Raw genomic sequence first — 11,687 nt, forward strand, 5'->3', positions numbered from 1 at the left:
ACATTATTTTTAGTGATTATGGCTCAAAAAATTGGACAATATTTGCTAATAAATGACGAATGGCAAGAGGTAAATGGCGATTTTTTAAAGATACTAAATATACATTGCGCCGTAAATTTGGACCATCAATTTCTTTTTGTACAATAGTTTTTGCGGTAGGACCTTGTAAGTAATTTTCTGGTAAGATCGTAATTCCTAAATTTTCTCGAACAAGCGATACAGCCGTTTCAAAACGCTCAATTTCATATTGAATATTCATCTTTACGCCAGCCTGCTCGAATGCACATAAAATATCAAGCCTCGTTTGAAATCCTTCTGTACTAATGATAAATGGTTCATTACATAAATCAGCAATCGTCAGTCGATCCTTTTCTGCTAATGGATGATTTAATGGCAAAACAGCAACTAGCCGCTCTTCATATAAGCAACGAACTTCTAGCTCTTCATCCTCCATCCGCTGATTAGTAATAATTACATGTGTTTTATAGCTTTTTAGTGATTTTTTAACCCGCTTACTGCCTAAAATATCTACTAAATGAATCATCATTTGTGGATAGTCACTTTTATATTGTGCAATGACTTTTGGTAGCCAATGCTTGATGGATTCCATCACACCTATCGTAACTTCACTTGTACCATGTACGATTACTTCATCCATTTCTATTTTTAAAACTTCCATATTTTTTAATATAACTTTTGCTCGTTCATATAAAAGCTCACCAGCTTCTGTTAGTTGAAGGTTTCTTGTATTTCTATTCAATAAGGGGGAGCCAATCTCTTGCTCTAATTTCTTGATAGCATTGCTTAAGGAAGGCTGCGAAATATGCAATTTTTCTGCTGCCTTTGAAAAATTCATTTGCTCAGTAACAGCAATAAAATATTGTAACTGTTTTAAATCCAACACAATATCACTCCTATTTATAGTTAAAAGCTATAGATTAATAATAATTATATATTAGTAATTATAATTATGTGAATATATAATAAATTTACAACATTATTTACACTACAATAATATTGGAAATGGGGTTAAGAGGGTTATGTATGCAATGACAGATCAAAAACAATGGGAAGGCCGTATAGATTCAACTACTAATACGAGTAGTTTTCGTTTGCATCAAAAGGTAAAAAGAATTCCAATTAATGATGTAAGCGCTTCAGATTATCAGCATGCTGCAATTGTTGGCTTTATTTGTGATGAGGGTGTACGCCGCAACCAAGGTCGTGTAGGGGCAGCAAGTGGACCAAACGCTTTACGTGCAGCATTAGCTAGCCTTCCTTGGACTTTCACCGAGGATCAGCAAGTAATTGATGTAGGCAATATTCTGTGCCTAAATCATGCACTAGAAGATGCACAAAATGAGCTAGGCGGAATTGTTCAAACACTTCTCACGAAAAAATGTCAATGTGTTGTGCTTGGTGGTGGGCATGAAACATTATATGGCCACTATTTAGGTGTTCGTGCAGCACTGCCAAAGGATGCAAAAATCGGCATCGTCAATATCGATGCTCATTTTGACTTACGGCCTTATGATGAACAGCCATCGTCTGGTACCATGTTCCGTCAAATTCTAGAGCAGGATCCATATACTGATTATTTTGTCCTTGGAATTCAGCGCTATGGCAATACAAATGAGCTATTTGAAAAAGCTGATGAATTACATGTGAAGTATAGATTAGAAGAGAATATGACAGCTGAAAATAAAGTGCAAATTCTCGATGATCTTCAGCATTACATGGATAATCATGATTATGTGCTGTTAACGCTATGTATGGATGTACTAAATGCTGCATTTGCACCAGGTGTTAGTGCACCTTCCCCGTTTGGGCTGGACACAACAACTGTACGCACAATACTACAAAAGGTAGCATCACATCCAAAGACACATTCTTTTGATATTTGTGAAGTAAATCCTTCTCTTGATGAGAACGGACGCACAGTTAAATTAGGTGCTTATTTTGTCTATGAAGCACTAAACAACTTACTGAAGGGGCAAGGTTCATGATCGAATTTAATCAAATTACAACAATCTTTTTAGCAGCTGCCCTATTAGGATTAGGCAGCTGGCTAATCAGCAGAATAAGCTTTTTAAAACGTTTTTGTATTCCAGCACCAGTTGTTGGCGGCTTATTATTTGCCGCATTAGCAACTATTTTAAAGACAACAGGTACCTTAGAAATTTCTCTTGATACATCTTTACAAAGTCTATTTATGATTACCTTCTTCACAACAATTGGCTTAGGAGCAAGCTTTAAACTAGTGAAGCTAGGTGGTAAATTACTCATTATCTACTGGTTAGCGTGTGGCTTCCTTGCACTTATGCAAAATGTGATTGGTGTATCCCTTGCTTCACTAATGGGCATTCATCCATTAATCGGTATGATGGCGGGTGCTGTTTCCATGGAAGGTGGGCATGGAGCAGCAGCAGCATTTGGACAAACATTAGAAGACTTAGGTATTTCTTCTGCCATGACAATTGGTGCAGCAGCAGCTACATGTGGATTAGTCGCTGGTGGCTTAATTGGTGGTCCTATTGTGAAGTACTTAGTCGGTAAGTATAATTTAACACCTGATGAACAAGAAACTGAGGAAATAGACTATGAAAATAAACAAGAGCAAATTACATCTGATTCATTCTTTACACAGGTAATAATCATTACGTTCTGTATGGCTGTTGGTACGTATGTTGGAACATTGTTCTCAGAGGCGACAGGCTTTGTATTGCCAGGCTATGTAGGGGCCATGTTTGTTGCTGTGATTGTACGTAATATTATGGATAAAGTAAAACCAGCAGCGATTAATATGAAAAGCATTTCTTTAATCGGTGATGTGACATTAGGTATTTTCCTTTCAATGGCACTCATGAGCATTAAATTATGGGAAATTGCCGATTTAGCACTTCCACTATTTATTATTGTGTTTGCACAAGTCTTCTTTATCGTTGTATTTAGTATCTTTGTATTATTTAAATTACTTGGAAAAAATTACGATGCGGCGGTTATGGTTGCAGGCTTTGCAGGTCATGGTTTAGGGGCAACACCAAATGCAATGGCTAATATGTCAGCTGTTGTCCAACGCTTCGGTCCATCGAAAAAAGCATTTCTTGTTGTACCAATCGTTGGGGCATTTTTAATCGATGTCTTTGGTATACCAATAATTATCACAACGATTAATTTATTTAAATAATGAAAAAGCCGTGCAATCGTCTATCTTTGACACATTGCACGGCTCTTTTATTGAGCTATCATTATTGTAATATTTCACTAACAGTGACAAATTCGTAGTCTTGCTTTTGCAAGTAAAGAATAACGTTTTCGAGACCATTTGCGGTTGATTGATGAATATCATGCATTAAAATAATACTACCATCTTTCGCTGATGCTTTAACATACGCTAAAATCTTATCTGCATTGCGATGCTTCCAATCGAGTGTATCAATTGACCATAGAATGGACGGCATTGATATGACAGAACGAACTTGTTCATTCGTGGCACCATAGGGCGGACGGAAAACTGTTGGATACTGACCAATTGCTGCATAAATTGCATTGCTAGTTCGATCAACCTCTTGCTTAACACTTGCTGTTGATAGGTTAGTCAATTTTGAATGATTCCATGTATGATTCCCTACTTCATGTCCTGCCTCATAAATTGTTTCCACTAAGGCAGCATTTTTAGTGACATTTTTGCCAACCATAAAAAAGGTTGCATGGGCATCGTATTTTTTTAGTATTGCCAAAACTTGTGGTGTAACTTTTGCATCTGGTCCATCATCGAATGTTAATGCTACTCGTTTCTTTTCTCCTTTGGCTACTGCAACACCTTTATTATAGATTTTATTATCTAGCTTTTTAAGGTCCACTAGCTCCGAAGCCTTGACATAACCTTTTTGTGCATCGGTTTCTACATAGGCCCAGCCAGCAAGTATTGTATATTGCTGCACTTCTGTTTTATTTGCAATTGTACCAAGCACTTCACCACTAGGGCTAGCCGTTAAACGAAGGGTAGCTCCATTTTTAGCATTTACTTGCTTTTTTATGATAATTGGCTTCTTTATAGAATTCGTTGCTACATAGCCTATTTCCTGACCAGATTGAACAAAGGACCAGCCTCCAGGTGCTGCTCCATATACATAGATTAGGCTGTTTTCATAAAGCTGTCCTGTTTTTTGTGAACTTGGACTAGGATATGTAAATAAAGTTGTTCCACCTTTATTAGCTACTATATACTTTTCAGATTTTAAGCTTGCTAATGCTGCCGTTTCTACGTACCCCTCTAGCTGTTGCCCTTTAATGGATGCCCATTCCCCACTTACAGATACAACTTTTACATAACTTCCCTTTGTTGCATGACCGATTATGGCACTATCTACAGAAGGTTCTACATATATTGCTGTGTCTTTGGCTACTTGCTGAATAGCTGATGCTCCCTCCGCATTTGCATAACCATCAGCTACAAATAGAAAGCTAATTAAAAATGTCAAAAACATAGCATAGGGTAAAAGTTTTTTCATTGTTTTCCACCGTCCTTTATTATCACAGATGTCATTTTACATGTGTGTTTGTACTGAAAAATAGAGGATTTCACTTATATTATAGAATAATAGATTATACCAAAAAATAGTAAAAATCAACTAGTTTTTGTAATTGAAAATTTCTTCATAAACATGCTTCGATAGTTGGGATCAACTGCATATTGTTGAATAGTTTGTTCATGCTTTGTTAAAAATTCTTCAACGATTTTTTCCTTAAATAAATCATTTCCCTGTGGTAACGTTGGCAAAAGAGATGCCATTTCAGTTATCAATATATCTCTTGGAATCTCATATAATTCTCCATCGATTTCAAAGCCATAGCCCTGTGCATTTGGAACTAAAATCGCCCCCATCATCGCATTATAAACCAATGCTTTCTCTTTTGATGTGGAAGAAGAAAACCAATTATTTAAGGCCTCATTGTCATTTCGATAAATGACACGTAATACCTCCTCTCTTAAATCGAAATAGTCGATTGTATCCCCATGCATGAATACGGTATTTGCTATTTTACCGACCTTCATATGATCCCCAACATATGTGCCGATGAAAGGCTCCCAAGCAGCCTTCTCTTTTTCGGGTGCCTGTGTATTAGTGCATCCTACTAATAAGACGATTGAAAGGACTAAAAAAGTTGCTAATTTTTTCATGTTTTTTTCCTCCTATAGTGCTTCATAGGCTGTTAGCGCATCTTCAATATGCAATGGTGGTGTCCAAGCTTGCCCTGCTGCATTTGTTGTAATGAAGAGATAACGATTGCCATTTTTTTCAATAATAGATGCTAAGCAAAGACCCGCTTCAGGCGTGTAGCCTGTTTTCCCCCCAACAATTGTCCCTTCTGCTCCAGCTATTTTCATAAAAAGTGAACTTGATATTGTCATTTCATTTGGGACATGCGTTATATAGCTTTTTGAGGTTAAAATTTGATAAAAGGTTGGATTTTCAATAGCATAACGAAATAATTTACTAAGATCACGCACACTTGAAACATGCGTATTATCATGTAGTCCGCTGGCATTAACAAAATGTGTATTATCCATCCCCAATTCCTGTGCCTTATTATTCATAAGCGTCACAAAAGCTTCCTCACTGCCTGCAATAGCATCTGCCAATGTTCCTGTAGCATCTGCACCAGAGGCTAGCAGTGTACCATATAATAAATCCTCCATTGTTACAAAATCACCTGCCTTAAAACCAGCCATAGAAGCATTTTGAGCAGTAAATTTTGTAATGGTTTGTGGTTCAACAATTGTTTGCTTTTGAAGATTGACACTACCCTCTATGGCCACAATTGCTGTCATAATTTTCGTTAATGAGGCTGGATATACAATGGCATCTGCATTTTTTTCATATAAGACATCTCCTTTTTCGTTCAGCAGCAAAGCATTTTTACTATGTAATGTAGGTAGCTCTATTTGTGCATTTTCGGTTCTGTTATCAAGATAATAAAAAAGGAAAGCTGCCACACAGATACAACAAAATAAGACAAATTTCTTCATAAAAAAACGCCCCCCACACATTATAATAGGAGGCAATTCTGAATATTCCTGTAGGTAATTTATGAAGAATTTCTTAAGATACTGACCTAATAAAAAACATCGAAATCTGAGTAAATCGTAGTGATGGTATTATTTGATAATTTAAAGAACATATCTTGTGAAACCGTTAGTTTTAAGGCATCATCCTTTTTTAAGCCCGCATATAATCCACGTAAAATGCGTCCAGTTAAGCCATGTGAAATCACGATCACTTTTGGTTCACGCTGTATCTCCTCTAGCCAATTACTTATCCTACTTGTAACAGCTTCGTAGGTTTCTCCATTTGGTGCATGAAAATACCAACTATAGATGTCTTCCTTGTGAAAGAGATTTGGCCAAGCACTTTCGATTTCAGATGTAGTTAGACCCGCCCATTGACCAACAGCCACTTCAGTTAATCGTTTGTCCTGTTGAACGTTTTGAACATCAACTCCAATTGTTTCACAGATAATGGCAGCACTTTGCATGGCTCTTCCTAATGGGCTCGATATAATTTTCCAATCTTGAGGATTGCCAATGATACTTTTTAGCATACATGCATTTTGCTGTACTTGCTGAATGCCAGCTTCAGTTAAAGGTGAATCAAGCTCACCTTGGTAACGACCCTGTGTATTAAATTCTGTTTCACCATGGCGAAATAGGTAAATCGTTTGACTCATTCTGATTTCCTCCTATGTACTCTACCTACTTTTAGCTACTCTAAAATAACAGAATAATATAGGAAATGCTCAAGAACAAGCATAATGGACTGTAAATCCAAGTATCATATCGAGCAAACTGAGAATGCTTTATTTTTTTAAAAAACCCTAGATAATTAAAATCACCAATAGCTCGAATCATAAAAACGATAGAACATATTATACTTCCAAGCTTTGAAAGAGCATTTGTCTGAAGGCTCTCTAAGTATCCAGCTTGAAAAATTAGCATAAAACTAGCCAGCAAAATAAGAACAGCAACTAGTATGGTTCCAAGCTTTCTTGGCTTAAAAATAGGCTGATGCTCTCCCTCCTTTACTGGAATGACTGCCACTGTTCCCCAACGACCTCCAAAGGCCCAATACATATGAAGCACACTGATAAACCACAGAAGACTAATTGCTATAAACACTATTACAGTTGTCATTGGTTTCCTCTCCTCAATCATAATTCAACAAAACATACACTACCGTATGTTGCAGTGTAAAAGTAGTCCCTAATAAGGGTTCTACACCATATTAGGGACCTTAATGAATATGCTTTAATAGCTTCAGCATTTTTTCAATCTCAAAATGGGGATTTGCTTCAAACCTTGTCATCCACCCCACATACGTCAAATAGGCAAGTCTTGCTCGATCTACTGATTCAACATCAGCCATGCCCATTTTTCGGTATAATTTTGCCACACAGGTAATTCTCTGTTCTTCAATATCGACTAATTTAGCTGCAACAGTAGAATCATATTTAGCCCATGCATAAATGCCAATCTCTATTTTTTTATCTCTGCTAAAGCTAATGCGTAGCAGCTGTTCCAATGTAGCCTGTTCCTGCTCCATACTTTGAACAATGTGCTTTGTTGCATGTATTTCCCAATACTCGAGCATTGCATCTAACAGCTCCTGATGATCACGGAAATAATGGTAAAAACTACCTTTACTAATCTTAAGTAGGCGGGCAAGTGCTTCTATTCGAACTTTATGTATTCCTACATCAGCTAGTTGTTGTAATCCAGCCTTAATCCAATCTTCCCTTGTTAATTGCATAGTCATTTCTCCATGAAAATACGATAGCGTATGTTTTGTGTTAGAATACCACTATTCTCATTATTTGTCAATTATTCAGTTGGTTTATTTTTAAGAATTTTAATGTTGTTACTGACTGTAATATTGATTGTTAATACTCTTGGTAAAATACAAGCACCTACTAAAATGATTGTCATAAGCTTTTTCATTTGTCATCCCCTTTTTATGTTTTAAATGACCAAAGTTCCTTGCCATAAGCTACTTTGGTCACGACCATTATCAAAATGTATTATCAAATAGATTTTCTGTAATACCAAGTAAAATATCATCCTCTGCAAATGTCATAAGTTCTTGCTTGGTAATATTGTTTTGCTGAATAAGACGATTTGATTGAATGGTTACTAGCTTTTCAAATAAATTACGAATATATCGCCCATTTGAAAAATTAGGAATCGACTCAATCGGAATTTTGTGTAATTGATCTTTCATATGGTTTGCAAATGTTTCTTCATATTGATAATCATTGTTTTTACATAGCATTGCAAAAATATCATAAAGCTCCTCTGTGCTGAAATTATCAAATTGCACAAAATGATTAAAGCGTGATTTAAAGCCTGGATTAGCTAATAAAAATTCCTCCATTAGCTCTGTATATCCTGCTACAATAACGACCAAATCATCACGTAAATCCTCCATTGCTTTTAATAGGCTATCAATGGCTTCCTTTCCAAAGGCATCTTGTTTATCATTAACCAGTGAATAGGCCTCATCGATAAAAAGCACGCCGCCTTTTGCCTTATTGACCACTTCCTGTACCTTTAGAGCTGTCTGACCTACATAACCTGCAACTAACCCCGCACGATCTGTTTCTACAAAATGTCCTCTTGAAAGAACACCGAGATGCTTATAAATTTGACCAATAATCCTTGCAACTGTTGTTTTCCCTGTGCCTGGATTACCAGAGAAAACAAGATGATAGGTTATTGGGAAGCTTGTTAATCCATGATCGACACGTAAGCTTTGAATTTTAATAAAGTTGATGAGGTTATGTAATTCCTTCTTAGCATTTGGAAGTCCTACAAGACTATCTAATTGCTGTTGTAGTTTCTCAATTTCCCGCTCAATTTCTGGTGTTATTCGTAAGCGTTCTCCATTTATAAATTCACCGCTATAAATAATCTTGCCATCCTCATTAAAATAATCTCCTCGACCATGCCTTTCTCCATTTACAAGTTCGCCAATATAGCACGCCTGTCCATTAGCATAATAAAGAGTACCATGTCCTGTCATGGCATCCTCTTTAAATTGGCCCTCCGCCTCAAGCACTCCTAGCTTCGAGTATATCTTTCCCTTGCCGTGTTTTGCATCCTCGAAAAAATACCCTTCGTATTTAAGTGCGGATACCCCACTCTCAAGCTCCTTCGTACTTGGTATCTCGGGTGTATAGTAAAGCTTACCTGCCCCCTGCATATGATTCCAAATAAAATCACCTTCATATTGTAAAAAACCGTTTGGATAATATTGTTTCCCTTTTCCCTTCTTCATGCCATGGACAAAATCACCCTCATATTGTGGCTGATCTAAATGGAAATACTGTGTACGCATCTCCTGAAAAGGAGCAGTTAAATTTTCCTCATAATGTAATACTCCGTAGCCATCCATTAAATCATTACGAAAATGACCCTCGTAATAAATATGCCCATCTTTATATAAAATGCCATTTCCTTGTTTTTTATTTTGAATAAATTCACCTTGGTAAATCATTTGGCCTTTTAAATACATAATGCCATTTCCCTGCTTCATGTGATTGGCAAATTCACCCTCAAATAATAGCTCTCCATCTTGATCGAATAATGTACCCTTGCCATCATAAATGTCATGTCCAAAATCGTTTTTCTTCACACCGCCACGATACATTACTGTACCGTCTGGATAAAATAGCTCTTTTTCTTCATGATTATGTGTCATTTTATTGCCATCCTTTATCAATTCAGTATATGCTCAATTATAGCGTGGAACAGCATATATATGTGCGAATTTTTTGAATTTAAGGAGTTTTTACATGAAAAAAAGATACAAACTGTTAATTGGTATCCTTTTACCACTTATCATCCTTTTCGTTTCAACATTACTGATAACGCAGGATTCAACTTTTGATAAGGAGGTAACCGAACGGCTTGATATTGAGCAAGTAAATGAAATCGAAATTATTCGCGGCTCAGATGAAAAAACCATCACTGTAACAGATGCCTCTCATATCGATCAAATTATGCAGCAATTTAACGGCCAACCGCTCCGTAAAGTACGCTTCGATAAATCTGATGGTGACGAGGTATATTGGTTAACGTTACACATAAATGATGAGCGTGAAATAGGTTTACGCTTAGATAACTCAAAGCATTTATTTGTTTATCTATATGAAGAAAGCTATATGAAAGATTACAAACTTTTAGGAGATTTACAGTTAAACTTTATTGAGGAACTATTTCAATAATTGTTGTAAACATCAAAATCCGCTTCGTCTTTTAGAAGATTAAGCGGATTTTTTCTCTTTGATGAAATGTTATATTATATATAACGATAATTTTCCTGCATCGAATGAATGGTTTCAATCATTTCCTCTCTTAGCTCAATCGGCTCTATTACTTCAATATTAGCTCCTTGACTAAGCAGCCACATCTTAATCCCATGTCCAAAAACCTCTGCCTCAAATAAATAATGTCCATCTTTATTAGATAATATTTTAGCTGTTGGTAGACGATCTAATACAGCCTGAGGGGATGAGCCATTAAAGAGAAATTTAATATGCATAAGCTCACCTGCATGCATAAATTGAATACACTTGCGAAATTCACCTTCCTGAAAACGCTCAGCATAGGGTATCTTAAATTTTTTATCAAGCTCCAACAGATGCTGTATACGGTCAACTCGGTAGACAATGGGCAAATCCTTCTCATGCTTACTATCATAGGCAATTAAATAAAAATAGTACTCTGAGAAAATAACAGCGAGAGGCTTTACTATTTTTGCCGTTGGGATTGTTTCTCCCTCACGCAAGTAATCAATTTGAATCATATTCTTTTTTTGAATGGTCTCTGAGAGATTCCAAATTATTTGTAGTAAAGACTTTCGATGATTTAAATCTACATATAAATGCTTTTCGTTTAAGATAATATTATGAATAAACTCTTGTTTATCAGCCGCAACAATCGAAATAAGTTTATCTATAATCTCACTCATTTCAGATTTTAAAAATGCTCTTGATTCAATAAGAATTTTGACTATCGCTAAAACTTGCTCTTTTGATAAAATATGTTCTCCGATATTTGTTAGCTTATAGACCTTTTCTGCTCGCACATATTCTAAATGACAGTTTAATTTAGCCTTTTCAATATACGCTCGAATTTGATCCAAATCGCGTTGTATGGTTTTTTCACCAACTTGATGTGTAAATGCCTCTTGTTTTTTGTTTATTCCTTGACCATCCATCAATCTATCAAACATAGAAATGACGCGATAGCCTTTATTTTGTTGTGAATCTACCATATATCCCACTCTTTCTTCATCAGTACCTTTCTATTATACAAAATGAGTTGGACACTATTAGTCCTTTTCACTATAAAATTTCTATATTATTGCTATAATTGGTACTATACTAATTTAACAAAAAATCGTCATACAACAGACTAAACAAACTATATTTTTGTCATAAATAAGGGTATTTTTACAATAAAAAGAGCTTCAATCTTGTTGATTGAAGCCCTTCATGTTGTTGAAATACTATTATGTCAATGAAATCAATGTGACAAATTAAAAAGTATAGCCCTTTTTCAAAACGAGGGGTTGATCTCCGTTCCGACTGAGTGCTTTCCTGGGGGCGTCCGATGAGCCGCTTCA

Annotated in this window: 12 protein-coding genes; 3 read left to right on the forward strand and 9 right to left on the reverse strand. The window is 36.0% G+C overall.

Going from position 1 to position 11,687, the window contains the following annotated elements; genetic code table 11:
* Positions 1 to 16: 16 nt before the first annotated feature.
* Positions 17 to 901 carry a LysR family transcriptional regulator gene (locus tag ACQKIM_RS22420; RefSeq protein ID WP_427548267.1) on the reverse strand — a complete coding sequence of 295 codons (885 nt, stop codon included), beginning with the start codon at positions 899 to 901 and terminating at the stop codon, positions 17 to 19.
* Positions 902 to 1,040: 139 nt separating this feature from the next.
* Here ACQKIM_RS22420 and hutG point away from each other — a divergent pair, with 139 nt between their 5' ends.
* Both hutG and gltS read left to right on the forward strand, forming a co-directional pair.
* On the forward strand, positions 1,041 to 2,006 hold the full coding sequence (hutG, locus tag ACQKIM_RS22425) for a formimidoylglutamase (RefSeq protein WP_427548269.1): 966 nt from the start codon (positions 1,041 to 1,043) through the stop codon (positions 2,004 to 2,006).
* The gene (gene gltS / locus ACQKIM_RS22430) at positions 2,003 to 3,187 is read left to right on the forward strand and encodes a sodium/glutamate symporter (RefSeq protein ID WP_427548271.1); all 1,185 of its coding nucleotides are present in this window, start codon (positions 2,003 to 2,005) and stop codon (positions 3,185 to 3,187) included. The genes hutG and gltS overlap by 4 nt, the downstream gene beginning before the upstream one ends.
* Positions 3,188 to 3,248: 61 nt before the next feature.
* Here gltS and ACQKIM_RS22435 read toward each other — a convergent pair whose 3' ends face one another.
* The 7 genes from ACQKIM_RS22435 to ACQKIM_RS22465 all read right to left on the reverse strand — a co-directional run bounded on the left by ACQKIM_RS22435 (position 3,249) and on the right by ACQKIM_RS22465 (position 9,758).
* On the reverse strand, positions 3,249 to 4,514 hold the full coding sequence (locus ACQKIM_RS22435) for a polysaccharide deacetylase family protein (RefSeq protein ID WP_427548273.1): 1,266 nt from the start codon (positions 4,512 to 4,514) through the stop codon (positions 3,249 to 3,251).
* A 116-nt stretch (positions 4,515 to 4,630) separates the two neighbouring features.
* Positions 4,631 to 5,185 (reverse strand): hypothetical protein, encoded by a 555-nt coding sequence (locus ACQKIM_RS22440; protein ID WP_427548275.1) that lies wholly within the window; start codon positions 5,183 to 5,185, stop codon positions 4,631 to 4,633.
* A 12-nt stretch (positions 5,186 to 5,197) separates the two neighbouring features.
* On the reverse strand, positions 5,198 to 6,034 hold the full coding sequence (locus ACQKIM_RS22445) for a D-alanyl-D-alanine carboxypeptidase family protein (protein WP_427548276.1): 837 nt from the start codon (positions 6,032 to 6,034) through the stop codon (positions 5,198 to 5,200).
* Between the two features lie 86 nt (positions 6,035 to 6,120).
* A complete protein-coding gene (locus tag ACQKIM_RS22450) occupies positions 6,121 to 6,732 on the reverse strand; it encodes a histidine phosphatase family protein (protein WP_427548278.1) in 612 nt (203 codons plus the stop codon).
* Between the two features lie 40 nt (positions 6,733 to 6,772).
* Positions 6,773 to 7,195, reverse strand: coding sequence for a DUF3995 domain-containing protein (locus ACQKIM_RS22455; RefSeq protein ID WP_427548279.1), 423 nt, complete (start codon positions 7,193 to 7,195; stop codon positions 6,773 to 6,775).
* A 100-nt stretch (positions 7,196 to 7,295) separates the two neighbouring features.
* Positions 7,296 to 7,811, reverse strand: a complete 516-nt coding sequence (locus ACQKIM_RS22460; RefSeq protein ID WP_427548281.1) for a TetR/AcrR family transcriptional regulator — start codon at positions 7,809 to 7,811, stop codon at positions 7,296 to 7,298.
* Between the two features lie 258 nt (positions 7,812 to 8,069).
* A complete protein-coding gene (locus tag ACQKIM_RS22465; protein ID WP_427548283.1) occupies positions 8,070 to 9,758 on the reverse strand; it encodes an AAA family ATPase in 1,689 nt (562 codons plus the stop codon).
* 94 nt (positions 9,759 to 9,852) lie between these two features.
* Between ACQKIM_RS22465 and ACQKIM_RS22470 the strand changes: the two genes are divergently transcribed.
* Positions 9,853 to 10,284: a hypothetical protein gene (locus tag ACQKIM_RS22470; protein ID WP_427548285.1), complete on the forward strand. Its 432-nt coding sequence runs from the start codon at positions 9,853 to 9,855 to the stop codon at positions 10,282 to 10,284.
* Between the two features lie 74 nt (positions 10,285 to 10,358).
* Here ACQKIM_RS22470 and ACQKIM_RS22475 read toward each other — a convergent pair whose 3' ends face one another.
* Entirely contained in the window at positions 10,359 to 11,336 is a 978-nt protein-coding gene (locus ACQKIM_RS22475) for a helix-turn-helix transcriptional regulator (RefSeq protein WP_427548287.1), read from the reverse strand.
* Positions 11,337 to 11,687 lie beyond the last annotated feature (351 nt).

The organism is Lysinibacillus sp. NPDC047702 (assembly GCF_050272555.1).
Taxonomy (GTDB): Bacteria; Bacillota; Bacilli; order Bacillales_A; family Planococcaceae; genus Lysinibacillus.